The following is a 23,451-nucleotide window of genomic DNA, read 5'->3' on the forward strand; positions in this document are numbered from 1 at the left end:
GGTCAGGCCCTTCCCTTCTGCATCGTCCTGGCGCGGGCGTCCTCGTCGGCGGCACGGAGCACCCGGGCGGTGAGCGTGCGCGCCAGCAGTGCCCGGTAGTCGGCCGTGGCGTGGATGTCGGGCTCGGGGTCGAGGCGCTCCAGGGCGTGCTCGCCGGCGGCCGCCAGGCTCCCTTCGTCCAGCTCGCCGCCCGGGAAGCACTCGGTGAGGTCGACGACCTCGGGCACGTCCGAGACCGACACGAACCCCGCCCGCGCGTGCTCGATCCGGCCCTCCTCGTCGTGGGTGACCACGGCCCCAACGCCGCAGAGGGCGTAGTCACCGTGTCGACGCGCCACCTCGTCGTAGGCGATGCCGCTGCGGGCCGGGAGCGCCGGCATGAAGGCCTCGACCGCGATCTCGTCCGGCTCGAGGCTGGTCTCCATGGCGCCGACGAACAGGTCGGCGGCCGGGATCTCGCGCCGGCCCCGCGTGGACGCCACGGTCAGGCTGCCCCCCGTGAGGCAGAGGATCATCGGCATCTCCCCGGAGGCGTCGGCGTGGACGATCGAACCGACGCTCGTCCCCCGGTTGCGGATGGTCGCATGGGCGACGTGCTGGAGGGCGGCGGCGATGAGGGGTTGGACCCTGGCCGCCCCGTCGTGCGCGAGGAGCGCGCTGTGGCGCACGATGGCACCGAAGCGGACCCCGCTGTCGTCCACCGTGATGTGGGAGAGCTCCTCCAGCCCGTTGATGTCGATGAGCACCGGGACGGTGCTCAGCCGCATCGACATCAACGGGATGAGGCTCTGCCCCCCTGCGAGGACCTTGGCCTCGGGCTCCGCGGCCCGCACGGCCAGGGCCTCGGCCAGGTTCGTCGGACGTTCGTACCGGAAGGGAGCGGGTTTCACGTGTAGGTCAGATCCGTTTCGTCACTGGGTTCGTTGGCGGGAGCGTCCCTACGGTTGACGAGGTGGTAGAGCACGAGCAGGAGGATCGTGCCGAAGGCGATACCACCCAGCTGGAAGTCCTCGGTGAACTTCAACGTCACGTCACCGATCCCGACGATGAGACCGGCGGCCAGCGGGACGATGTTCTTGGGGCTCCCGAAGTCGACGTCGTTGTCCACCCAGATCTTGGCTCCGATCAGCCCGATCATCCCGTAGAGCACGACCGTGATCCCGCCGAGGACTCCCCCGGGGATGGCGTTGATGATGACGCCGAACTTCGGCACCAGCCCCAGGATGATCGCCACGATCGCCGCCACGTAGTACGCCGCGGTCGAGTAGATCCGGGTGGCCGACATGACGCCGATGTTCTCGGCGTAGGTCGTCGTCGGCGAGGCGCCGACCGAGCTGGCCAGGACCGTGGCCAGACCGTCCGCCCCGAGTGCCCGGCCCATGTAGGGATCGAGGTCGTCGCCGGTCATCTCGGCGATGGCCCGCACGTGACCGGTGTTCTCGGCGACGAGGGCGATGACGCCGGGGAGCGCCAAGAGGATGAAGGTCAGCGAGAAGCTCGGACCGTGCACGGCGGCGACCCCGTCGGCGAGGTCCCCGCTGGGAAGACCGAACCACGAGGCGTCCCCGATGCCGGTGAAGCTGACCCGGTCGTGGGGGACGGCCTCGCCGTTGCTCGTCGGCGTGACCGACGTGATCGGCCCGAGCGTGAGGTCCGCGAGCCACGAGAGGAGGAAACCGAACACGAGGCCGAGGAACACCGCGATCCGCGCCCAGAAGCCGGGAAAGAGCACGGCGCCGACCACGAGGAAGAGCGTCGTCAGGATCGCGATCCACTGGTCCTGGGGCCAGTACGTGTCCGCCACGACGGGCGCGAGGTTGAAGCCGATGAGCATGACCACGCCGCCGGTCACCGCCGGGGGGAGGACCTTCTTCAGCAGGCTCGGGCCGGCGAAGTGGACGGCCACGCCGACCAGGGCCAGGACGGCACCCGCGGCCAGGATGGCGCCGGTGACGTCGGAGGAGTCACCGCCCTGGGAGCGGATGGCGACCACGACGGCGACGAAGGCGGCGCTCGTGCCGAGATAGCTGGGCACCCAGTTCCTGACGATCACGAGGAAGAGGATCGTCATCAGACCGGAGAAGAGGATCGCCAGGTTCGGGTCCAGCCCCATGACGACCGGGAAGACGAACGTGGCCCCGAACATCGCGACCACGTGCTGGGCGCCGATCCCGATCGTCCGCCCCCAGCTCATGCGTTCATGAGGACCCACCGACTCGCCGGGCGGCGGCGTCTTTCCCCCGTGTACTTCGGTCCACCTGAACATGTTCGCCATTGAAAGCTCCTAGGTGCTGAGGTGAGGTCATGAGCCTATGTCGCGGGTCACACCCACTCACTGGCAAGTGCTGCCAGAACACCCGATCGACTGCTGTCAACCATGACCCTCGCCCGGATCGTCGCCGTGACCCGCCCGGAGGCGTGGCTCACAGCTGGATCCTGCGCACCTGGAGCGCGACGGCGAGATTCAGCCGGAGGGCGGGGTCCGTGGTGAAGGGGCCGAGCAGCTGCTCGAGCTTGGTGATCCGGTAGCGCATCGTGTTGTAGTGGACGTACTGGATCCGCGACGCCTCCGCGACATTGAGGTTCGCGTCGAGGAGCACCTGCAACGTGTCCCTCAGGTCCTCGGCCTCGGGCCCCTCGGCGGCCAACTCACCCAGGACGTCCTCGGCGAAGGCGGCCATCTCACCCCGGTCGGGGATCAGCCCGATGAGGCGGTGGATACCGAGGTCGTCGAAGTGTGACGTGCCGCTGCCCCCCGTGAACCGGTAGCCGACCTCGTTGGCCCGACGTGCCTGCCGGTAGGCGGCGGACAACCCGTCCCACGCACGAACCAGCCGACTGGTTCCGACGGAGAAGGGACGTCGACTCCCACCACGATCCCCCGCCACCTCGCTGACGATGTCGGCGACCTGGCGCTGCAGATGCTCCGTGGCCGCCTTCGGCTCGTCCCGCAGGTTCTCCGGAGCCGAGATGATGCTGACGACCTCGTCGAAGAAGTCGGCCGTGGGGTGCTCGGCACCGTGGGAGGCGACCACCTTCTTCCATGCCTGGAAGAAGCGCTCCCGCCACTCCCTCGGGTTGCCACCCGGCGAGGCGCCCTTGGCCGGTGGATCGAGCCTGGCCGTCACCACCATCGCCGGCAGGTCGATGCTCCACCCCAGGCCCTCGGCGTAGTCCCGCACCCGGCTCTCGTCGCCGGCCCGGTCGCTCAGGACGTCCCTGAGGAAGTCCCCTCGGTACTTCGACTCCACGGCGCTGACGGCCTGCTGCTGGGAGATGAGGAGGGCGGCGACGGCCGACGCCCGTTGCAGGGCGTACACGTCGTCCTTGGGGATCGCCCGGTGCGGGTCGAAGGCGACGAGGCGCGCCAGGTCGCTGCTGGCCGCGACCACCGGCTGCACCAGGACCTGTCCACCACCGATGCTCATCGGTCGCACCCGCAGGCGTTCCACCCGGATCCGGCCGGTGGGGTCGGACAGGTCCTCGCCGGCCAGGGTCGCGCGCATGTCATCGGTCAGGGCACCGGCCAGCTCGCGCCCGTCCACCGTCGTCACGAGGACACCGATCCCCAGCACCTGGGCGATCCGGGTCGCGATCTCGTCGAGACCGGCGCCCTCGAGGACGAGGCCCTCGAGGGCGGCGTGCAGGGTGTCCGTGCGCTCCAGGACGCCCTGCTGGACCTCCGTGAGGCGCACGTGGACCTCCTCGAGCAGGTCGTCGAAGGCGAGATCGGCCGAGAGCGCCAGCAGGGGGAAGCCCAGCTCGTCCGCGACCTCCAGGACCCTCGGGGGGATCTCCCCGAGGTATCGACCGACCTTGACCCCCAGCGCCGAGACCTGTCGCTCGTCCAGACCCCGGACCAGGTCGATCAACCGCTCCTCGTCGAGGCCGACGAGCGGGAACCCGGCCGTGACGAGGAGCGCGTGGGGACGGACCCAGTCGACGATGTCGGGCACCTCCATGACGTTCAGCCGCGTCACGACCCGGTCCAGACCGGAGTGGCCGGCCAGCACCGACGTGGCCGCCAGGGCGTCGACCCTCAGGACGTCACGAAGGGGGACCCGGTACCCGTGTTTCATGAAAGAGTGTCAATTCTGTGGGAAATGATTGTCATCTCTTGCCTTAAACAAGGCTAACAGGAGCGATTACGGTCCACATATGACCACGGGAACGATGTCGTGACCACGACGGTCCTCGCCGACGTCGCCGCCGCCGGCCCCCGGTGGATTCGCGAGCTCCTCACCACGGTGCCCGGGCAGGTTCCCGTCCTCCACTCCGGACCGGACGCGGTGTACCTGGACGTCGGTGACGACGTCATCGCCGTCCTGTCGCGGCGGGCGGTGCTGGTGCCCGGCTCCTTGCACACCACCCTCACCAGCACCGGCGAGCTCACCCTCGACGGCCACCCTCCTCTCCCCGGCAGCCCGGTGACGATCAGCGGCGGAGCACTCCACTTCTCCGGGGCACGGGTCCGCGTGGGACGCATCAGCGCCCACCCGGCACCGGCCATCGATCCCGGTGCTGCCTCACGGATGGCATCCCGCCTCGCGCCGGCACTCGGCTCCACCCACGCTGCGCGGGCCGAGCTGCCGGCATCGGCCCTGCGGGACCTGGCAGCAGCGGATGCTCGCGCGGTCACGGCCCTGCTGGGCCTGGGCAGTGGACTCACCCCGCTCGGTGATGACGTCCTCAGCGGCTGGCTCGCCACCGTCGTGGCCGCGACGCACCCGTGCGCAGCCCGCATCGGCCACCACGTGCTCGCGCTCGCCGGGGAGCGCACCACTGCGCTCTCGGCGACGCTGCTGCGTCGAGCAGTGCACGGCGAGACGGTCCCCCAGTTCGCCGAGCTGCTGCACGCCCTCTCCGCCCACCCCGAGCGGGTCGCGCCGGCGGTCGCAGACCTGACAGGCATCGGTCACACCTCCGGTCACGGCCTTGCGCTGGGACTCTCGCTCGCCCTGGACCACCTCAGATCAAGGAGCACCTGTTCATGACCTCCACCACCGACCCCCGTGTCCATGTGGAACGACGCCCCGGCGCCTACGCGGACTCCGTCGCGCTCCTGCAGGTCAGCAAGGACGTGGCTGCTGTCGCGGGGGTCCGGGCTGCGCAGGTCGCCATGGCGACACCGCTGAACCTCGACGTCATCGCCTCGATGGGCTTCGAGCTGCCCGAGACGACCCCCAACGACATGGTCGTGGCGATCCGCCTCGAGGAGGAGTCCGCGCTCGAGGAGGCGCTCGCCGCGGTCGACACGGCACTGGCCGCCGTGACCAGACGATCGGACTCCTCCGGCGACGTGACGGAGCCGGCACGGACCGTGACCAGTGCCATGAGGCGCTCCGACTCGGCCCTGGCCCTCGTCTCCGTCCCCGGGGCGAACGCCGTCGTCGAGGCGATGGATGCCATCGACGCCGGCCACGACGTCATGGTCTTCAGCGACAACGTGCCCCTCGACCAGGAGGTCGCGCTGAAGCAGCTCGCTGCCGCACGTGACCTGCTCGTCATGGGCCCGGACTGCGGGACCGCGATGATCGACGGCATCGGCCTCGGTTTCGCCAACTCGGTGCGGCCCGGGCCGGTCGGACTGGTCGCGGCGTCCGGCACCGGCTGTCAGCAGCTGATGTGCCTGCTCGACCACGCCGGGGTCGGCATGAGCGCTGCCCTCGGTGTCGGCGGTCGCGACCTGAGCGCCGAGGTCGACGGCCTGGCGACCAGGCAGGCGATGCGCCGACTCGACGCCGACCCGGCGACGGAGCTGATCGTCGTGGTCTCCAAGCCACCGGCGGAGCAGGTGGAGGCCGAGCTGCGCCGCTTCGCGGAGACGCTCGGCACTCCGGTCCACTTCGCGCTGCTCGGGCCGGGGCGACCCGACCTCACCCGAGCGGCCGCGACCATCCTGACCACGCTCGAGCGCCCGGTGCCCTCCTGGCCGACGTGGGGCGCTGCCACCACGACGGCCCCCACGGGGCACCTGCGCGGACTCTTCGCGGGCGGGACGCTGTGCGACGAGGCCATGATCAAGTCCACCGGCCACGTCGGTCCGGTGTACAGCAACATCCCGTTGGACTCCCGGTACACGCTCGACCCGACGCTCACGGCCGACGGCACGGTGATGATCGACTTCGGTGAGGACTCCATGACCGCGGGTCGCGCCCACCCGATGATCGACCCCACCATCCGGCTCGAGCACCTCGCCGCCACCGCCGAGGACCCGCGCGCATCGGTCGTGCTCATGGACATCGTGCTCGGCCACGGTGCCGACGCCGACCCCGCCGCCAGCGCGGCGCCCGCGATCCGTGACGCCATCGCGACGGCTCGCGCCGACGGTCGGGACCTCGTCGTCCTCGTGAGCTGTATCGGCACCTCCGGGGACCCACAGGTCCTCGATGTCCAGGCGACGGCCCTCGCCGAGGCCGGAGCCGAGGTCTTCCTGTCCAACGCCCAGGCGGTCGACCGGGCGCTCTCCCTGATTGGAGCCGCAGCATGACGACGACGCACAGCAGCCCCACGGCCGGGGTCGTGTCGGCAGGTGCCGGCATCTTCGCCGACGCCCTGGACTCCCAGGCCGTCCCCGTGAGCCGGGTCGACTGGAGGCCCCCGATGACGGGGTCCGAGGCCGACCTCGCCACCGTCGCCACCGACCCCCTTCGCGCCGAGGCGAACAGACGTGCCGTCGAGGCCGTCCTCGGCGTCCAGGCGATGGTCGTCGACGTGGCCCCCGCCCATGAGGTCCTGGGTCTGGAGCGCGGGCAGTTCCTGCACGCCGGACCGCCACTGACCTGGGACATGGCATCGGGCCCGATGCAGGGTGCCCTGATGGGGGCCGCTGCCCTCGAAGGGCTCGTGGACGACCCGGAGGACGCCGCCGTCCTCTTCGCCGACGGGGGCACCGTCAGCTTCGAGCCGTGCCACCACCGTCGCGCCGTCGGCCCGATGGCCGGCGTCGTCTCCCCCTCCATGTGGATGTGGGTGCTCGAGGACCCGGAGGACGGGCGGCGCACCTACTGCTCCCTCAACGAGGGGCTCGGGAAGGTGCTGCGCTACGGGGCGTACTCCCCGGAGGTCCTCACGCGGTTGCGGTGGATGTCCGACACGCTCGGACCGATCCTCGCCGAGGCGGTCCGCGAGACCGGCCCCGTCGACGCGACCGCGATCCTCGGGCAGATGCTGCAGATGGGCGACGAGGCCCACAACCGGAATCGCGCGGGCACCCTCATGCTGCTGCGCGACCTGGCCCCCGCACTGGTGCGCAGCAGTGCGGACCCCGGCGACGTCGCGGACGCCTTCGCCTTCATCGGCGGCAACGACCACTTCTTCCTCAACGTGGCGATGCCGGCGTGCAAGCTCCAGATGGATGCCGCCCGCGGCATCGAGGGCTCGACCATGGTCGTGGCCATGGCCCGCAACGGCACCGAGTTCGGCATCCAGGTCGCCGGCACCGACGACGAGTGGTTCACGGGTCCGGCCCAGATCGCGGACGGACTCTTCCTCGGGGACTTCGGCCCGGAGGACGCCAATCCGGACATCGGCGACTCGGCGATCACGGAGACCACGGGCATCGGCGGCTTCTCGATGGCCACCGCGCCGGCGATCGTGCGGTTCGTCGGCGGCTCGGTCCCCGATGCCCTGGCCACCACCCGACGGATGGGCGAGATCACGCTGGCCGAGAACAATCGCTGGGCCATCCCGGTCCTCGACTTCCTCGGCGCCCCCACCGGCATCGACGTGTCGAAGGTGTGCCGCACCGGCGTCCTGCCGCAGATCAACACGGGCATGGCGGGCCGGGTCGCGGGGGTCGGTCAGGTGGGCGCTGGGCTCGTCACCCCTCCCGCCGAGATCTTCCCCTCTGCGCTGGCAGCGCTGGCCGCCCGCACCCGGGCCCGGGCCGAGCAGTCGGTCCGGGCTCCGGACGTCACGAGGTAGCCACGACGAGCGCGGTCGCGATCGCCGCGCAGCCCTCACCCCGACCGGTGAGCCCGAGCCCGTCGCTCGTCGTGCCGCTGACGGCGACCGGGGCACCGCAGGCGGCCGACATGACCTGCTGCGCCTCGTCGCGGCGGGTGCCGACCTTGGGGCGGTTGCCGATGACCTGGACCGCGACGTTGCCGATCTCGAAGCCCGCCTCCCGCACGATTCGGCTCGCCTCGGCGAGCAGGGTGGCGCCCGGGGCGCCGGCGAGCTCCGGCCTGCCGGTCCCGAAGTGCTGCCCCAGATCGCCGATCCCGACCGCGGAGAAGAGCGCGTCGCAGGCGGCGTGGCAGGCGACGTCGGCATCGGAGTGGCCCGCGAGGCCCGGCTCCCCCGGCCACAGCAGCCCGGCGACCCACAGCTCCCGGCCCGCCCCGGGCTCCGCGAAGGCGTGGACGTCGACCCCGATCCCGGTCCGTGGCAGCTGCTCCATGACGGCAGTCTGGCACCGTGGGATGCAGGCCGAGGCGATGGGCGTTGCAGCGGACATGACCATCCTCGACTCCGTCGTGATCGGGGCCGGGCAGGCCGGGCTCTCCAGCTCCTTCCACCTGCGCCGCCTCGGCATCGAGCACGTCGTCCTCGACGCCAACGCGCGACCCGGCGGCGCCTGGCAGCACCGGTGGGACTCGCTGTCGATGGCGGACGTGCACGGCGTGGCCGACCTGCCCACGGCCACGGCACCGGGCGGGTCCGAGGCCCGCGCGAACGAGGTCATCGCCGAGTGGTTCGACGACTACGAGCAGGCCCACGACCTCCCGGTGCTGCGCCCGGTGCACGTGCGCGAGGTGGTCGACGTCGACGGCGTCCTGGGCATCCGGTCGGTCGAGGGCGGCCAGTGGTCCGCCCGAACGATCATCAACGCCACGGGCACCTGGACCAACCCCTTCGTGCCGAGCTACCCCGGGCAGCGCGACTTCGCCGGGGAGCAGTGGCACACGGTCGCCTACCCGGGCGCCGAGCACTTCCGGGGCAAGCGGGTCATCGTCGTCGGGGGCGGTACGTCCGCGGTCCAGTTCCTCGGCGAGCTCGCCCCCGTCACCGACGTGCTGTGGGCGACCCGCCGTCCTCCGGTGTGGAACTCGGGCGGCTTCTCCGGACGGGAGGCGATCGCCATGGTCCAGGAGCGCGTCGCGGGCGGCCTCCCCCCGGCCAGCGTCGTCAGCGTGACCGGCCTGGCGCTGCGCCCCCAGGAGGAGGCCGCGCGGCGAACCGGTGTCTACGACCGTCGGCTGCCGATGTTCCAGCGGCTCGAGACGGGCGGGGTGCGCTGGGCCGACGGCACCTTCGAGCCGGTGGACGCGGTCCTGTGGGCCACCGGGTTCCGCCCGGCGATCCGCCACCTGGCCCCGCTCGGACTGCGCAGCCCGGAGGGCGGTATCGCCCTGCGTCCAGGGGCCCGTGACGTCCAGGCGAGCGTGACCACCGTGGCCGACCCCCGCGTGCAGATGGTGGGCTACGGCCCCTCGGCGAGCACGATCGGCGGCAACCGGGCCGGCCGTGCGGCGGCGCTGGCCGTGCGCGACCACCTCGGCCGAAGGGAGAGTGCCTAGCCCCGGGAGCCGGTGGCCAGCAGGTGCTCGGCGAGGACGAGGTCCGCTGCCGTAGTGATCTTCAGCGCGCGGTGATCCCCCTCGACGACGATCACGTCGTACCCGAGCGCCTCGACGAGTGCCGCGTCGTCGGTCGCCTGCGTACCGGCCGCGTGGGCCCGTTCGAGCACACCGCGGTCGAAACCCTGCGGGGTCTGCACGGCCCGCAACGGGGCCCGGTCCGGGGTTGCGGTGATGACCCCCCGCTCGTCGACCGCCTTGATGGTGTCCACGACGGGCACGCCGGGGATCGCCCCCTTCGCGCCGTCGGCGAGTGCCGCGAGCACGCGCGTGAAGACAGGCATCGGCGTCAGGCAGCGGGCGGCGTCGTGGACGAGCACCCGGGTCACGTTCTCGCTGAGGGCTCCCAGTCCGGCAGCCACGGAGCCGGTGCGCTCCGCCCCGCCGGCGACGGCACTGATCCGCACGCCCTGCCGGGTGCCGGTGAGGCCGCCGACCTCCTGGAGGTGGCTCGCCGGGACCACGAGGACGACCTCCTCGACCGCCGGCACGGCGAGCACCCCGCCCAGGGCCCGGGAGAGCAGCGTGGCCCCCGCCAGCTCGACGAAGGCCTTGGGCCGATCGGCCCCGAGGCGCGTTCCGGACCCGGCCGCGACGAGCACGACGCCCGCACCGGAGGGGGTGCGGGCGTCGTGGTGCAGTGCTTCGGTCAGGACGCGAGGACCTCGTCGAGGATGACCCCGGCCTTGTCCTCGTCGGTCTTCTCCGCGAGCGCCAGCTCGGAGACGAGGATCTGGCGCGCCTTGGCCAGCATCCGCTTCTCCCCGGCGGACAGGCCCCGGTCCTGCTCACGGCGCCACAGGTCGCGCACGACCTCGGAGACCTTGATGACGTCACCGGAGGCCAACTTCTCGAGGTTGGCCTTGTAGCGACGCGACCAGTTGGTGGGCTCCTCCGCGTGCGGGGTGCGCAGCACCTCGAACACCCGGTCCAGCCCCTCCTTGCCGACGACGTCGCGGACACCCACGAGGTCGCAGTTCTCGGCAGGGACCTCGATGGTCAGATCGCCCTGCGCGACCTTCAGCTTGAGGTATTGCTTCTCTTCGCCCTTGATCTTTCGGAACTTGATCTCTTCGATCAGTGCAGCCCCGTGGTGGGGGTATACGACCGTCTCGCCGACCTTGAAAACCATGTGGAGATTTCCCCTTTCGCGACCTCCAGATTATCACGGAGTGGTGCAGCTCTCAGAGCCGGCCCACAACCCGGGACCACCACGCCGGCCGCCGCGTCGGCGGCACACCCGGACCGGCCCGTCGCCACCTTCGTGGGCGGCACCGCTAGGCTGTGCCCCGTGAAGCGCAATCTCCTCCACCGGGGCCGGGCCGTCGTCCTGGCCATCGCCGTCGCCGCCGGCACCGCCGGCTGCACGGTGAACTCGCCGTTCCAGACCGCCGAAACCCAGCAGATCACCGACGGGGTACCGCTCGACCTCCAGCAGGCGGAGCTGCGCAACCTCGTGCTGGTCAGCGACCTCGACGGGGGTCAGGCGACCCTCACCGGGACGGTCGACAACCTCACCGAGAAGGAGATCACCCTCGAGGTCACGGCCGGCTCGGACACCGTGAAGCAGAAGGTGCCCCCGCACGAGCTCTTCCGCTTCAGCGAGGACAAGCCGGTGACCATCAAGGGCCTCAAGGCCGGCGCCGGTGACATCACCTCCATCCGGATCAGCGCGGGCGGCAGTGACTCCTCACCGGTCGACGTCCCGGTGCTGCCCGCCGAGGGCTACTACAAGAAGTACGCCCCGTCGGACTACACCCCGGTCCACAACCCGCAGCACACGTCGGACGAGAAGTCCCACTGACCCGCTGACGAAGGGCGCCGCCCGGTGAGCCACGAGGCTCCCGGGCGGCGCCCTTCGATTCAGCCCGCTCAGCCCTCGAACTTGTAGCCGAGTCCGCGCACCGTGATGATGTGCACCGGTGCAGCCGGGTCCGGCTCGATCTTGCCGCGCAGCCGCTTGATGTGTACGTCCAGGGTCTTGGTGTCGCCGACGTAGTCGCTGCCCCAGATCCGGTCGATCAGCTGCATCCGGGTCAGCACCCGGCCGACGTTGCGCAGCAGCATCTCCAGCAGCTCGAACTCCTTCAGCGGCAGCTGCATCGGCTCCCCGTCCACGGTCACGACGTGCCGTTCGACGTCCATGCGCACCGGACCGCCCTCGATCGTCGAGGGGACCAGCTCCTCCGGCTCGTTGTTGCGACGAAGCACGGCCTTGATCCGGGCGAGCAGCTCACGCGAGCTGTAGGGCTTGGTGACGTAGTCGTCGGCGCCGATCTCGAGACCGACGACCTTGTCGATCTCGTCGTCCTTGGCGGTCAGCATGATGACCGGGACGTTGGACTGGGCCCGGATGGCGCGGCACACCTCCGTCCCGGACATGCCCGGCAGCATCAGGTCCAGGAGCACCAGGTCGGCACCGTCGGACTCGAAGGCGGCGATGGCCTCCGTTCCCGTCTCGGTGACGGCGACCTGGTAGCCCTCCTTCTCCAGCAGGTAGGACAGTGGGTCCGAGAAGGACACCTCGTCCTCCACGACGAGGATTCGGGTCATCAGCGGTTCTCCTTGGTGGTGGTCGGATCTAGGTTCTCATCGTCCGCAGGAACCGCGGAGGGCAACCTGATGGTGAAGGTGGACCCGTGCTCGCCGTCGCTCCACACGCGCACGTCGCCGCCGTGGTTGGCGCAGACGTGCTTGACGATCGAGAGCCCCAGCCCGGTGCCTCCGGTGGCCCGGGAGCGGGCGGCGTCCCGGCGGTAGAAGCGCTCGAAGATCCGCTCCTGGTCCGCCGCCGGGATGCCCGGCCCCTGGTCGGTGACGGTGATCTCGACGGTGTCCTCGAAGCGGCGGGCGCCGACCCCCACCGAGGTGCCCTCGTCGGAGTAGGAGACCGCATTGCCGACGAGGTTGCGCACCGCCGTCACGAGCATGTCCTGGTCGCCTCGCACGAGCGGGCCCCCGTCGACCTTGGCGGTGAGGGTCATCTCCTTGGCCTCCGCCTCGAGTCGCTGGTGCTCCAGAGCCTCCTCGACGACCTCCCGGACCTCCACGAGACCGGGGTCCTGCAGCACGGGGCTGCCCTGGAGCCGGGAGAGCTCGACGATCTCCTTGATGAGGGTCGTGAGGCGCACGGCCTCGCCCTGCATGCGCTGGGCGAACCGGTCGACCGCCTCCGGGTCGTCCTTGGCGCCCTGCACCGCCTCCGCGAGCAGCGAGATGCCGCCGACGGGGGTCTTCAGCTCGTGGCTGACGTTGGCGACGAAGTCCCGCCGGGTCGCCTCGACCCGGTGCCCCTGGGACTGGTCCTCGACGAGGACGAGCAGGTGGTCCACGCCGAGGGGTGCCACGCGGACCGCGGCGAAGATCACGGCGCCGGTGCCACCGCTGCGCAGCTCGAACTCCGCGTCGCGGATGACCCCGTCCCGGGAGACCTGCCGGGTCATCTCGCGGATCTCCTCGTGGGCGATCCAACCGGTGCGCACCAGCCCGAAGGTGACGGCCGACGGGGAGCTGCGCACCACGCGGCCGTCGTGGTCCACGACGAGTCCGGAGGAGCGCAGCACGGCGAGCACGGCAGTGACCCCCGGCGGGATCTCCGACTCCGGCTGGGGCACGGACCTCTCCCGGTCGCTCAGCCCGAGCGCGGCCCAGACGAGGAAGCCGATGAGCAGGCCAGCGGCTCCACCGAGGACTGCTGCGGTCGTAGGCTCCACGGGCCAGACCATAACCGCAGGCGGGTGGCGCGCGCTCTTCGTCCCGGGCGCGCCGCCCGCACGCCCCCTCGTGTTCACCCGCGGTCCGGAACGCGTTCACCCCCGGGGTGTGGGGTGGGAGGTGCCGGCCGGATCATGCCTCCTTGCCGGTGAACCACGATCCACGACTCCCCGGAGGACCTCCCACGATGCGCACCGCCTTCCACGACGAGCTGAGCCAGGTGACCGACGACCTCGTCGAGCTGAGCGAGCTCGTGCGCTCGGCGATCCGCTCCTCGACTACGGCCCTGCTCGATGCCGACGTGCGCCTCGCCGAGCAGGTCATCGAGTCCGACCGCGAGATCGACGCCCGCCGCAACGAGCTGGACGCCCGGTCGGTGGACCTGCTCGCGCTGCAGGCGCCGGTCGCCAGCGACCTGCGCCGGGTCCTGACCTCCATGCGGATGTCCGGGGACCTGGAGCGGATGGGGGACCTCGCTCGCCACGTCGCCAAGGTCACCCGGCTGCGCTACCCCGAGCCGGCCGTCCCCCCGGAGCTGCACGACACCTTCCGCAGGATGGGCGAGGCCGCCGAACGCATCGTCGCCCGGGCCGCCGGGGTCATCGTCAGCCAGGACCTCTCCGAGGCCCGGGACATCGAGACCATCGACGACGAGCTCGACGAGCTGCACCGGTCGATGTTCACCCACCTGGCCGACACCTGGCAGCACGGGACGACGAGCGCCGTGGACGTGGCGCTGCTCAGCCGGTACTACGAGCGCTTCGGCGACCACGCGGTCACCGTCGCCCGCCGCGTGCGCTTTCTCGTCACCGGCGCGATGGACTCCGTCGAGCACGACGCCGTCGACGTCGACGACGGCGTCTGAGGACTCCTCAGCGGCCCTGACCGGCCACCGCGGCGGCCTCCGCCGCAGCGGTCTCCGGGTCGAGGTACTCCGCGGGCCGGGTCGGCATGAAGTCCTCCCCCAGGTCGTAGACCAGCGGCATCCCCGTCGGGATGTTCAGCCCGGCGATGTCCTCGTCGCTGATTCCGTCGAGGTGCTTCACAAGCGCACGAAGGGAGTTGCCGTGCGCCGTGATCAGCACCGTCCGCCCGGCGGCCAGGTCCTCACGGACCGGCCCCTCCCAGTAGGGCATGAGCCGCTCGATGACGTCCTTGAGGCACTCGGTGCGCGGCACCTCCATGCCCGCGTAGCGCGGGTCGTCGGTCTGGGCGTACCGGTCGTCCGTGGCGATCTCCGGCGGCGGGGTGTCGAAGCTGCGGCGCCAGAGCATGAACTGCTCCTCGCCGTACTTCTCCCGCGTCGCGGCCTTGTCCAACCCCTGCAGGGCCCCGTAGTGGCGCTCGTTGAGCCGCCAGTCCCGACGCACCGGGATCCAGTGCCGGTCCGCCACGTCGAGGGCGAGGTTGGCGGTGGTGATCGCGCGCCGCAGCACGGAGGTGTGCTGGACGTCCGGGAGGATGCCGGCCTCCCTCATCAGCTCCCCGCCACGGACGGCCTCCTCGCGCCCTTTCGCGGTCAGGTCGACATCGACCCAGCCCGTGAAGAGGTTCTTCTCGTTCCAGTCGGACTGGCCGTGACGCAGCAAGATGAGGGTCGACATGGGGGCAGCGTAACCATGCGCGGTCCCGGAGGCGGAGGAGCGTGCGGCGCTCGGCCCGAATCAGGACGTAGGCCGCCCCGCGGCCGTAGTCCCCAGGGCCGAGTGCCGTACGCACTCCGCCGTGAGGGACCGCCCGGCCACCCTGCGCCTCAGGCCCCCGGGTCTCCCTCGCGCTGGAGGACCGAGCGGAAGGCCTCGAGGTTGCGCAGCGACTCCCCGCGGGAGACCCGCCAGTCCCACTCCTTCTGCATGGAGCTGCGGAAGCCGAGCAGGAGGAGCTCGTTGAAGGGGTCGTCGGCGGCCTCGAGGAGCATGCCGAGGAGCTGGTCGACCAGCTCCTTGGTCACGGCGCGAAGGGGGATCCGCCCCCGGACGTAGACGTCACCCGTGTCGTCGACGGCATAGGTGAGCAGGGTCATGCGCAGGTTGCGCCGGAGGAGGTGGCGGTTGAAGGCCTGCTCGTTCTCGTCGGGGTGGCGGATGACGAAGGCGGTCGCGGCCAGGTCGTGCTCGCCGACGACGAGCGAGGCCACGGTCTTCAGCTTCCGCTCCCCCGGGAGGGAGACGACCAGCTCACCATCACGGACGCCGGGTTCGAACTCGACCTCCGCGTCCTCGAGCGCCCCCCGTACGGTCTCGAGCACCTGCTCCGGAGTCACGTCGTCCCGGGTCATCTCGAAGCCTCCACCACTGTCTGCCGACGTTCGGACACGGCTTCACGGTAGACCTCCAGGAGCCGGTCGACGGTGGCGCTCCACCCGAAGGCCTGCGCGTGGGCCGGCCCGCGGGAGCGCAGGTCCTCGGCACGGTCCGGGTCCTGCAGCACCGCGGCGATCTCCTGGGCCCACACCCGCGGGTCGTGCCCGCGGACGAGGACCCCGGCGGAACCGACGGCGGTGGGCAGGCCGCCCACGTCGGCCGCGAGGACGACCGCTCCGCAGGCCTGGGCCTCGACCGCGACCAGCCCGAAGGACTCGCTGTAGGAGGGCACCGTGACGACGTCGGCCGCCCGGTACCACTCCGCGAGGCCCGCGCGGGTGGTCGGGGGCGCGACGTGGAGGACGTCCGCCACACCGAGCTCCTCGCCGAGCCGCTGCAGCTCGTCGGGGGCGGCGTGCCCCCGGCCGGAGGCGCCACCCAGCACCGCCACGACGAGCCGCTCGCGCAGCTGCGGCATGCGCGTCAGCAGCTCCGCCGCGGCCCGGACGAGGACGTCGGGTGCCTTGAGGGGCTGGATCCGGCCGACGAAGAGGAGGACGACGGCGTCCTCGGACAGTCCCAGCCGGGCCCGCGCCCGGTCCCGGGCCCCCGGGTGGAAGACCTCGAGGTCGACGCCCGGCGGGACCACCTCGATCGTCTCGGGGGCGGCGTCGTAGTACTCGATGAGCTCCTGCTCCTCGCGCACGGTGTTCGCGACCAGCCGGTCGGCGATGTCCACGACCTGCAGCTCGCCGATCTCACGGGTCTGCGGCTCGGGAACGTCGTCCTCGGCCAGGGTGCGGTTCTTCACGCGGGCCATCGTGTGCATGGTGTGCACGAGCGGCACCTGCCACCGCTCGGCGACGAGCCATCCGACCTGTCCGGAGAGCCAGTAGTGGGAGTGCGCCACGTCGTAGTGCCCCGGCGGGACCCTGGCGATCTCGTGCATGATCCCCGCCGCGAAGGCGCACAGCTGCCCGGGCAGGTCCTCCTTGAGAAGGCCCTCGTAGGGCCCGGCGTCGACGTGCCGCACGCTCACGCCGCGGGACATCTCGACGACGGCGGGCTGGTCCGCCGAGGTGCGGCGGGTGAAGATCTCCACCTCGACCCCGCGGCGGGCCAGCTCCAGGGCGGACTCGACGACGTAGACGTTGAGCCCACCCGCGTCGCCCGTGCCCGGCTGGTCCAGCGGGGAGGTGTGCACGCTGATCATCGCGACCCGGCCGATGTCAGGGCCGGTCACGGCAGCACCCGTGATCCGTTCATCCGGGCCAGCCTACGTTCGCCGCCGGGTTGCGGCCGCCGGGGCCGCTGTCTCAGCGGTCGTAGTCGTCCTCGATGCGCACGATGTCGTCCTCGTCGAAGTCGCCCCAGGCGATCTCGAGCACCCGGGCCGGGCGCTCGCCGCGGTTGTGCATCCGGTGACGCGCCCCGAGGGGGACCCAGACCCGCTCGTCGGTGGCCGCGGTCCACGTCTCGTCCCCGACGGTGACCTCCAGCGGGCCGTCGAGCACCTGCCACAGCTCGGCACGTCGGGCGTGGGCCTGCAGCGAGAGCCGATGCCCCGGTGAGACGGTGATGACCTTGACGGTCGTCGACTCGTTGTACGAGAACTGCTCGAAGCCGCCCCACGGTCGGCGGGAGGTGACGATGCTCCCTCGAGGGTCCGGACGATCCTCCACGCGCTGCTCCCCTGTGTGCTCGGTACTGCCCCAGCGGGCATTGTGCCCCACGGTCAGCGCCGGGAACGTCCCAACAGCTGGTCGATCGCGGGGCGCACGTCCGCCAGGTAGACGCCGGCGATGACGATCCCGATGATGGAGAGCAGGCCCAGCCCTCCCGTGGGGCCGATCGCGGTGAAGCCCATGAAGGCCGCGAGGACGAGCAGCGCGACCCAGAAGACCTTCGTCTGCTTGCCCGCCGCCGGGAAGGCGTCGCTGCGGGTGCGGGCGGCATGCACGAGCGCGAAGATCTCCGCCCCCAGCGCCAGGAGCGCGAGGGCCTGGATGATCCAGAACTGGATCTGACCGATGATCTGCACGCACCCAGCCTATGCGGACGTGTCCAGGACGATGGTCACCGGACCGTCGCCGTGGATGTCGACGGCCATGTCGGCGCCGAAGGCGCCGGTGGCCACGCCGACGCCCCGCTCGGCCAGCCCGTCCGCGACCGCCTGCACGACCGGCTCTGCCACGTCGGCCGGTGCGGCGGCGTTCCAGGACGGCCGGCGCCCCTTGCGCACGTCCGCGTGGAGGGTGAACTGGCTGACGACGAGGACCTCGCCGCCGCTCTCCTGCACGGAGCGCTCCCCCGGCATGATGCGCAGCTCGGCGGTCTTGCGCACCGTGCGTGCCACCTCCTCGGGTCCGTCGTCGTGGGTGACGCCGACGAGCGCGACCAGGCCGGGACCGATCTCACCGACGACCTCTCCCGCGACGACGACGCGTGCCGAGGTGACGCGCTGCAGGACGGTCCTCATGCGTCGGCCTCCCCAGCGAGGTCGAGCACCCGGACCTCGCCCACCGGCTCGCCGTGCCCGAGCACGGGCTGGCGGGCGAGCCCCCGCAGTGCGGGGGTGTCGGCGCCGAGCGCGAGGAGGGCGTGGGCGAGCAGCGCCCGCCGGGCACGCGGCCCGGAGGCCCCGTCGGCCACCTTGAGGGCGATCCCCCGGCCGTCCGGCAGGCCGGCGGCGTAGACCGCCTCGGCGCCGTCCTTGGCGACCAGCCCGGGCACGCCCTCCATGAACGCCGTGACGTCACGACCGGTCCCGCCGACCATGCCCGGCTCGGCCCGCATGGCCGCCGCGACCCGCCCTTCCGGGGTCCCCGGGTCGGCGGCGGCGAGCACACCGAAGACCCGGGACAGGCCGTCGAGGGGGACGGCGAAGAGCGGTGCGCCGCAGCCGTCGACGGTCACGTGGCTGACCGGCCCGACGTCCCGGGTCGCGGTCTCGTGGATGGCCTGCTGCAGCGGGTGCTCGGGCTCCAGGTAGCTCTCGATCGGCCAGTCGTTGATCCGGCAGGTCGCGAGCATCCCGGCGTGCTTGCCGGAGCAGTCCATGGCGACCGGCTCCGGACCACGCCCCTCGACCAGCCAGCGGGCGTGCTCGAGCTCGCCGAGCGGCAGCGCCGGAGTCGTGCGCAGGGCCGTGGCGTCCAAGCCGACCGAGTCGAGGATCCGCGCGACGCCGTCCAGGTGACGTCGCTCGCCGGAGTGGCTGGCGCACACCAGGGCGAGCAGCTCGGGCGGGAGGTCGAGGCCGGCGCGGACCATCGCCAGCGCCTGGACCGGCTTCAGGCTGGAGCGGGGCAGGACCGCATCACCGGTGCGTCCGTGGCGAAGGGGGGTGCCCCCTTCGCCCGTCGTGGCCACGAGAGTGGCCCGGTGGGCGGACTCGACGAAGCCCCCGCGGGTCACGTGGACCAGCACGGGGGCATCGCTGAGGAGGGGCGTCGCGGGAGCCTGGGCGGTCATCTGCCCGAGGGTACCGGCGCCCTCCGGCTCACTTGGCGGACGCGGAGGTCTTCTCGGCGGCCTTGGTGGTGGCCTTGCTCGAGGCGCTCGTGGTCTTCTTCGCGGAGGTGGAGGCGCCCTTGGCCGCGGTCCGGGTGCGGCTGGCACCCTTCTTCGCGGTGGTCGTGGTGCCCTTGGCGGCGGAGGCCGTCTTCTTCGCGGAGGCGGACACGGCCTTCTTGGCCTTCGTGGTGTCGACGTCGACGTCCACCGAGTCGGCGACGGCGTCGGCGGCCGTGGCGGCCTCCTTGCGGCCGATGGTCAGGGTGCGCTTGGCGGAGGCCTCCAGGTCGGAGACGGCCTTGCGGGCGGTGGTGACGACGCCCTTGGCACGGGCGACGGTGCTCTCCGCCTGACCGATGAGGTCCTGGGTGGCCTGCTGGTTGCGCACGCGGGTCACGAGGGCCTCGCCGCGCTTGGTGAGGTCGACGTAGTAGGTCTGGGCGTCGCCCGGGGCGGCCAGGACGCGGGCCTGGACCTTCTTCGGCTCCAGCTCGGCGCCGAGGGCGGCCAGCTGCGAGGAGTAGCCGCGCAGGGCCTCCGCGGCCAGGTCGGTGGCGCCGAGAGTGGCGTAGGTCTGGTCGGTGACGACCTTCTTGACGGTGGTGGTGACGCTCATGTGGTCCTCCTGGTGATCGTCCCGGCCCGTCAGGACCGGGTCTTCGTGGTGGTCGACTTCTTGGTGGTGGATCGCGTGCTCGCGGCGGCCTTCGTGGCCGGCGCCTTCGTCGCCGTACTGGTCTTCTTCGCGGTGCCCTTCTTGGCAGTGGCCTTCTTCGCGGTCACGTCCCGGCGCGCCTCCTTGTGGGTGGCACGGGAACGAGGCGTGGGGCGGGCCGGCTCGACGTCCGCCTCACCACCGCCGACGAAGGACTCGTAGATCTCCAGCAGCGACTGACGCTGCCGGGCCGTCAGGGCCGGGTCGTTGCGGATGGCCGCGCGGGTGGTGGCACCCGCCTCGGCGACCGCGTCCTTCGGGTCGAGCAGACCGGCCTGCACGTAGAGGGTCTCCGCGGAGATCGACAGGCCCCCCGCGATCTGCTGCAGGATGTCGGCGCTGGGGCGCTTGACCCCCCGCTCGATCTGCGACAGGTACGGGTTGGAGATCCCGGCCAGCGCGGAGAGCTGCCGCAGCGACAGCTTGGCCAGCACGCGCTGCTCACGGAGGTACTCGCCCAGGTTGTTGCCCAGGCCTCCGTGCAGCGCGTCCAGCGGGTTCTTCGACATGACCCCATAGTGCTTGCTTTAGTTAGCACAATGCAAGCTGGAGGCAGCAGGAGTGACGGACCTCTCAGTCGCGGGGGACGATGACCGTCTGCGCGGCGGCGATGTCCGGCTCGACGAGGAGATCCGCGTCGACGTCGGTGTTGCGCTTGATCACCGCGAGCGCGATCGGGCCGTCCTCGTGGTGGCGCGCGCGGGAGGTGATCCGCCCGACGGTCTTCTCCCCCAACCTGATCTCGGCGCCGACCTCCGGGAGGATGTGGCCCGAGCCGTCGAGGTGCAGGAAGACGATGCGACGCGGCGGCCGACCGAGGTTGTGCACCCGGGCCACCGTCTCCTGCCCGCGGTAGCAGCCCTTGTGCAGGTGCACCGCGGTCCGCAGCCAGTCCACCTCGTGCACGATCGTGCGGTGGTCGGTCTCCGCTCCGAGGCGCGGCCGCCAGGCCGCGATCCGCAGCGCCTCCGCCGACCAGGTGCCGACGAGCTCGCGATCACCCACGGTGGCGGCCAGCTCCCCCTTCGGCACCACGACCTCACGCCACGGCCGGAACCTGCCGGGGTGCTCCTCGGGGGGCGGGCCGTAGAGGGCGGTGTCACCGACGACCCCGGGCCACGGATCCACCCACGTGGGGGGCTCGCCGGGAGCGCCCTCCCGGCCGATGGTCTCGCCGAGGACGGCGTACTCCTCGGTGACGTCCGCGACCTCGACGCGCAGCATGAAACGCATCGAGTCCAGCCACTCGGCCAACGCCGGGGCGGTCCCGGGCTCGACGGTCAGCCAGGTCCGCTCGCCGTCGTCGACGAGGTGCAGGTCGTGCTCGACCTTGCCCTTGGGGGTGAGCACGAGCGTCTCCGCGGAGGTGTGCGGAGGCAGGTCGCTGAGGTGCTGGGTGGTCAGCGTGTGCAGCCACGAGAGCCGGTCCGGGCCCGTGACGGTCACCACGCCCCGGTGGGAGAGGTCGACGACGCCCAGGCCCTCCTCGAGCAGTCGCTGCTCGCGGAGGGGGTCCCCGTAGTGGGCGGCGACCCCTTCGTCGATCCCCTCGGCGGGGACCGCGCCCGGGGTCCGGAGCAGTGCAGAGGCGGTCATGCCCCTCCTTCCTCGGCGGCGGCGTCCGCGCAGCGTGCGCAGTGGCCGTGGATCGCCATGTGGGTCGGGTCCGCGACGAATCCCGTCCCGGACCGCAGTCGTTCGGTGAGACCCTCCGCGAGTGAGGCATCGGCCTCCAGGACCTCGCCGCAGTCACGGCAGACCAGGTGCAGGTGGCCGTGGTGGCCCGCCAGCTGGTAGGTCGGCGCGCGGTGGTCGAGGTGGGTGTGGTCGACGAGACCCACGTCCTGGAGCGCATCGAGGGTCCGGTAGATCGTCGAGGGCGGCAGCGGCGGGCCGCCGTCCTCCCCGACGGCGGCGACGATGTCCTCCGGCGTCAGGTGGGAGCGCTCGCCGAGCACCGCCAGCACCCGCCGACGCTGCTCGGTCATGCGCAGGCCGTGCCGGCGCAGCACCTCTCCCGGGTCCGTCATGACACCAATCTACGTCCCTCGGGCATACAGACACCGCCCAGCCTTCGGCTCTACGCTGTGCGTCATGCTGGAGGACTTCTCTGACGCGCCCGAGCGCGAGCGTCGCCGCCCTCGACGACCCATGGGCACCGGGAAGCGGATCCTGGTCTCGTTGCTCGCCCTGGTGCTGCTCGTCATCATCGGCATCGGGGCCTACGTCTGGTTCCTCAGCAACAAGGTGGACCGAAACCTCGACCACGAGGACCTCCTGGGCACGCAGTCCGAGGACTACGACCCGAACCGGGACTCCAGCGGCAACAAGCTGGTCACCGGTGCGGGCACGAACTACCTCCTCCTCGGCTCGGACGCCCGTCCCGGCGAGTCCTTCAGCCGGGCCGACGTCATCCAGCTCGTGCACGTGGACGAGGACAACGACAACATCTGGCTGATCCACTTCCCGCGTGATCTCTACGTCCCCATCGACGGCCACGGGAAGGACAGGATCAACGCCGCCTACGCCTACGGGAAGTCCCCGCTGCTCGTCCGCACCATCCAGGACCTCGTCGGGGTCAAGATCGACCACGTCGCCCAGACCGACTTCGAGGGCTTCGTCGCGCTGACGAATGCCCTCGGCGGGGTCACGGTGAACAACCCCCAGGGTGGGGACGACTTCCCGGAGGGCCGGATCGAGCTCGGCGGCGACAAGGCGCTGGATTTCGTCCGTGAACGCAAGAGCCTGCAGGAGGGCGACATCTCCCGCGGTGAACGCCAGCAGGCCTGGCTGAAGGGGATCATGAACGAGACCCTCACCCCGAGCGTGCTCCTCAACCCCGCGAAGCTCAGCGACGTCATCGACGCCGGTACCAAGAACACGACCGTCGACAACCAGCTGACGACCTCGAAGATCCGCAGTCAGGCCATCGCGTTGCGTGGCGTGCGGGGAAGCAACATCCACTTCCTGACGGCGCCCTTCGACGGGTACGGCACGACCTCCGGCGGCGCCTCGATCGACGTCCTGGACGAGCGTGGGATGGAGCGCCTGGGCGAGGCCCTGCAGCGCGACGACATGGCCTCCTACGTGGAGTGACCCGCCGCGGGTCACTCCACCCGCTTCAGCTCCCCGGAGACGTGGCTGGTCATCGGCTCACCGACCGCGGCCATGTCCATGACCCACATGAGGTTGGACTTCACGAGCCCGTACATCCGCTGGGCGCTCGTGTACTCCTTGGCGCTCGGGGAGCGCAGGACGCCGTCGGTCTGCAGCTCGATCCGGCCGGGCTCCTGCGTGCCGTAGTACATCTCGACGATGCCGGTCGGGTGGGTGAGGAGCAGCTCCACCTCGCCCTCGCCGGCCCCGGCGCGCCAGAATCCCAGCTCCGTGGCCGCGGGCCGCACGATCTCCCCGTCCTCGTCGAGGAGCCAACTGCTGCTCTCCCACCGCAGGAAGGGGCGCTCGTCGTGGCTGACGACGATCTCCTGCCCGAAGCGCGAGGACTCGATGGTCGGGTACCCGAGGACTCCGGCGCCCTCCCACCGGCCGACCAGCCAGGCCAGGGGAGCGATGTCCGGGTGGATCGTGGGATCGAGGGTGAACACGCCCCACATCGTAG

The 23,451-nt window shown here is 71.4% G+C and carries 27 protein-coding genes; 7 read left to right on the forward strand and 20 right to left on the reverse strand.

Annotation, left to right across the window (positions count from 1 at the left end; all coding sequences use genetic code 11):
• Nucleotides 1-2: 2 nt before the first annotated feature.
• The 3 genes from JCO01S_RS04365 to JCO01S_RS04375 all read right to left on the reverse strand — a co-directional run bounded on the left by JCO01S_RS04365 (nucleotide 3) and on the right by JCO01S_RS04375 (nucleotide 4,079).
• Nucleotides 3-890: an FAD binding domain-containing protein gene (locus JCO01S_RS04365; RefSeq protein WP_068251272.1), complete on the reverse strand. Its 888-nt coding sequence runs from the start codon at nucleotides 888-890 to the stop codon at nucleotides 3-5.
• On the reverse strand, nucleotides 887-2,194 hold the full coding sequence (locus tag JCO01S_RS04370) for a uracil-xanthine permease family protein (RefSeq protein ID WP_245634323.1): 1,308 nt from the start codon (nucleotides 2,192-2,194) through the stop codon (nucleotides 887-889). The genes JCO01S_RS04365 and JCO01S_RS04370 overlap by 4 nt, the downstream gene beginning before the upstream one ends.
• Nucleotides 2,195-2,423: 229 nt before the next feature.
• Nucleotides 2,424-4,079, reverse strand: a complete 1,656-nt coding sequence (locus JCO01S_RS04375; protein WP_068251274.1) for a PucR family transcriptional regulator — start codon at nucleotides 4,077-4,079, stop codon at nucleotides 2,424-2,426.
• 99 nt (nucleotides 4,080-4,178) lie between these two features.
• On the opposite strand from JCO01S_RS04375, the gene JCO01S_RS04380 reads away from it, so the two are divergent.
• The 3 genes from JCO01S_RS04380 to JCO01S_RS04390 are packed head-to-tail and all read left to right on the forward strand — an operon-like array spanning nucleotide 4,179 to nucleotide 7,926.
• Nucleotides 4,179-4,994: an oxamate carbamoyltransferase subunit AllH family protein gene (locus tag JCO01S_RS04380; RefSeq protein WP_068251276.1), complete on the forward strand. Its 816-nt coding sequence runs from the start codon at nucleotides 4,179-4,181 to the stop codon at nucleotides 4,992-4,994.
• Nucleotides 4,991-6,490 carry an AllF/FdrA family protein gene (locus tag JCO01S_RS04385; protein WP_068251279.1) on the forward strand — a complete coding sequence of 500 codons (1,500 nt, stop codon included), beginning with the start codon at nucleotides 4,991-4,993 and terminating at the stop codon, nucleotides 6,488-6,490. Before JCO01S_RS04380 ends, JCO01S_RS04385 begins: the two co-directional genes overlap by 4 nt.
• Entirely contained in the window at nucleotides 6,487-7,926 is a 1,440-nt protein-coding gene (locus JCO01S_RS04390; RefSeq protein WP_068251282.1) for a YlbE family protein, read from the forward strand. Before JCO01S_RS04385 ends, JCO01S_RS04390 begins: the two co-directional genes overlap by 4 nt.
• Here JCO01S_RS04390 and ispF read toward each other — a convergent pair.
• Entirely contained in the window at nucleotides 7,916-8,404 is a 489-nt protein-coding gene (ispF, locus tag JCO01S_RS04395) for a 2-C-methyl-D-erythritol 2,4-cyclodiphosphate synthase (protein ID WP_068251285.1), read from the reverse strand. The genes JCO01S_RS04390 and ispF overlap by 11 nt on opposite strands.
• A gap of 55 nt (nucleotides 8,405-8,459) precedes the next feature.
• Between ispF and JCO01S_RS04400 the strand changes: the two genes are divergently transcribed.
• On the forward strand, nucleotides 8,460-9,524 hold the full coding sequence (locus tag JCO01S_RS04400) for an NAD(P)-binding domain-containing protein (RefSeq protein ID WP_068251381.1): 1,065 nt from the start codon (nucleotides 8,460-8,462) through the stop codon (nucleotides 9,522-9,524).
• Here JCO01S_RS04400 and ispD read toward each other — a convergent pair.
• Nucleotides 9,521-10,186 (reverse strand): 2-C-methyl-D-erythritol 4-phosphate cytidylyltransferase, encoded by a 666-nt coding sequence (gene ispD, locus JCO01S_RS04405; protein WP_245634324.1) that lies wholly within the window; start codon nucleotides 10,184-10,186, stop codon nucleotides 9,521-9,523. The genes JCO01S_RS04400 and ispD overlap by 4 nt on opposite strands.
• 47 nt (nucleotides 10,187-10,233) lie before the next feature.
• Complete coding sequence (locus JCO01S_RS04410) at nucleotides 10,234-10,716, reverse strand: CarD family transcriptional regulator (protein ID WP_068251291.1); 483 nt, start codon at nucleotides 10,714-10,716, stop codon at nucleotides 10,234-10,236.
• A 159-nt stretch (nucleotides 10,717-10,875) separates the two neighbouring features.
• On the opposite strand from JCO01S_RS04410, the gene JCO01S_RS04415 reads away from it, so the two are divergent.
• Nucleotides 10,876-11,388: a hypothetical protein gene (locus JCO01S_RS04415; RefSeq protein WP_068251294.1), complete on the forward strand. Its 513-nt coding sequence runs from the start codon at nucleotides 10,876-10,878 to the stop codon at nucleotides 11,386-11,388.
• Nucleotides 11,389-11,456: 68 nt separating this feature from the next.
• Here the strand turns inward: JCO01S_RS04415 and JCO01S_RS04420 are convergent, their stop codons facing one another.
• Nucleotides 11,457-12,137, reverse strand: a complete 681-nt coding sequence (locus tag JCO01S_RS04420; protein ID WP_068251298.1) for a response regulator — start codon at nucleotides 12,135-12,137, stop codon at nucleotides 11,457-11,459.
• Nucleotides 12,137-13,297: a sensor histidine kinase gene (locus JCO01S_RS04425; RefSeq protein ID WP_084342626.1), complete on the reverse strand. Its 1,161-nt coding sequence runs from the start codon at nucleotides 13,295-13,297 to the stop codon at nucleotides 12,137-12,139. Before JCO01S_RS04425 ends, JCO01S_RS04420 begins: the two co-directional genes overlap by 1 nt.
• Before the next feature lie 188 nt (nucleotides 13,298-13,485).
• On the opposite strand from JCO01S_RS04425, the gene phoU reads away from it, so the two are divergent.
• Nucleotides 13,486-14,163, forward strand: a complete 678-nt coding sequence (gene phoU / locus JCO01S_RS04430; protein WP_068251304.1) for a phosphate signaling complex protein PhoU — start codon at nucleotides 13,486-13,488, stop codon at nucleotides 14,161-14,163.
• Between the two features lie 7 nt (nucleotides 14,164-14,170).
• Here phoU and JCO01S_RS04435 read toward each other — a convergent pair whose 3' ends face one another.
• The 11 genes from JCO01S_RS04435 to JCO01S_RS04485 all read right to left on the reverse strand — a co-directional run bounded on the left by JCO01S_RS04435 (nucleotide 14,171) and on the right by JCO01S_RS04485 (nucleotide 21,862).
• Nucleotides 14,171-14,902: a phosphoglyceromutase gene (locus tag JCO01S_RS04435; RefSeq protein WP_068251307.1), complete on the reverse strand. Its 732-nt coding sequence runs from the start codon at nucleotides 14,900-14,902 to the stop codon at nucleotides 14,171-14,173.
• Nucleotides 14,903-15,051: 149 nt separating this feature from the next.
• Nucleotides 15,052-15,576, reverse strand: a complete 525-nt coding sequence (locus tag JCO01S_RS04440) for a type III secretion system chaperone family protein (RefSeq protein WP_068251310.1) — start codon at nucleotides 15,574-15,576, stop codon at nucleotides 15,052-15,054.
• Nucleotides 15,573-16,844, reverse strand: a complete 1,272-nt coding sequence (mshA, locus tag JCO01S_RS04445) for a D-inositol-3-phosphate glycosyltransferase (RefSeq protein WP_245634325.1) — start codon at nucleotides 16,842-16,844, stop codon at nucleotides 15,573-15,575. The genes JCO01S_RS04440 and mshA overlap by 4 nt, the downstream gene beginning before the upstream one ends.
• A 73-nt stretch (nucleotides 16,845-16,917) precedes the next feature.
• Nucleotides 16,918-17,283: a phosphomannose isomerase type II C-terminal cupin domain gene (locus JCO01S_RS04450; RefSeq protein WP_068251312.1), complete on the reverse strand. Its 366-nt coding sequence runs from the start codon at nucleotides 17,281-17,283 to the stop codon at nucleotides 16,918-16,920.
• Nucleotides 17,284-17,336: 53 nt separating this feature from the next.
• Nucleotides 17,337-17,642, reverse strand: a complete 306-nt coding sequence (locus JCO01S_RS04455; RefSeq protein WP_068251315.1) for a DUF2516 family protein — start codon at nucleotides 17,640-17,642, stop codon at nucleotides 17,337-17,339.
• A gap of 9 nt (nucleotides 17,643-17,651) precedes the next feature.
• Complete coding sequence (gene dtd, locus JCO01S_RS04460; RefSeq protein WP_068251319.1) at nucleotides 17,652-18,080, reverse strand: D-aminoacyl-tRNA deacylase; 429 nt, start codon at nucleotides 18,078-18,080, stop codon at nucleotides 17,652-17,654.
• Entirely contained in the window at nucleotides 18,077-19,075 is a 999-nt protein-coding gene (locus tag JCO01S_RS04465; RefSeq protein WP_068251322.1) for an asparaginase, read from the reverse strand. Before JCO01S_RS04465 ends, dtd begins: the two co-directional genes overlap by 4 nt.
• Nucleotides 19,076-19,103: 28 nt before the next feature.
• Nucleotides 19,104-19,733, reverse strand: a complete 630-nt coding sequence (locus tag JCO01S_RS04470; protein WP_068251325.1) for a hypothetical protein — start codon at nucleotides 19,731-19,733, stop codon at nucleotides 19,104-19,106.
• Nucleotides 19,734-19,762: 29 nt separating this feature from the next.
• Entirely contained in the window at nucleotides 19,763-20,341 is a 579-nt protein-coding gene (locus JCO01S_RS04475) for a helix-turn-helix domain-containing protein (RefSeq protein ID WP_068251329.1), read from the reverse strand.
• Between the two features lie 64 nt (nucleotides 20,342-20,405).
• Nucleotides 20,406-21,428 (reverse strand): CAF17-like 4Fe-4S cluster assembly/insertion protein YgfZ, encoded by a 1,023-nt coding sequence (ygfZ, locus tag JCO01S_RS04480; protein WP_068251332.1) that lies wholly within the window; start codon nucleotides 21,426-21,428, stop codon nucleotides 20,406-20,408.
• On the reverse strand, nucleotides 21,425-21,862 hold the full coding sequence (locus tag JCO01S_RS04485; RefSeq protein ID WP_068251335.1) for a Fur family transcriptional regulator: 438 nt from the start codon (nucleotides 21,860-21,862) through the stop codon (nucleotides 21,425-21,427). Before JCO01S_RS04485 ends, ygfZ begins: the two co-directional genes overlap by 4 nt.
• Nucleotides 21,863-21,926: 64 nt before the next feature.
• On the opposite strand from JCO01S_RS04485, the gene JCO01S_RS04490 reads away from it, so the two are divergent.
• Nucleotides 21,927-22,928, forward strand: a complete 1,002-nt coding sequence (locus tag JCO01S_RS04490) for an LCP family protein (protein ID WP_068251338.1) — start codon at nucleotides 21,927-21,929, stop codon at nucleotides 22,926-22,928.
• A gap of 11 nt (nucleotides 22,929-22,939) precedes the next feature.
• Here the strand turns inward: JCO01S_RS04490 and JCO01S_RS04495 are convergent, their stop codons facing one another.
• Nucleotides 22,940-23,446 carry a heme-binding beta-barrel domain-containing protein gene (locus tag JCO01S_RS04495; RefSeq protein ID WP_068251340.1) on the reverse strand — a complete coding sequence of 169 codons (507 nt, stop codon included), beginning with the start codon at nucleotides 23,444-23,446 and terminating at the stop codon, nucleotides 22,940-22,942.
• Nucleotides 23,447-23,451 lie beyond the last annotated feature (5 nt).

The organism is Janibacter corallicola NBRC 107790 (genome assembly GCF_001570965.1).
GTDB lineage: Bacteria > Actinomycetota > Actinomycetes > Actinomycetales > Dermatophilaceae > Janibacter > Janibacter corallicola.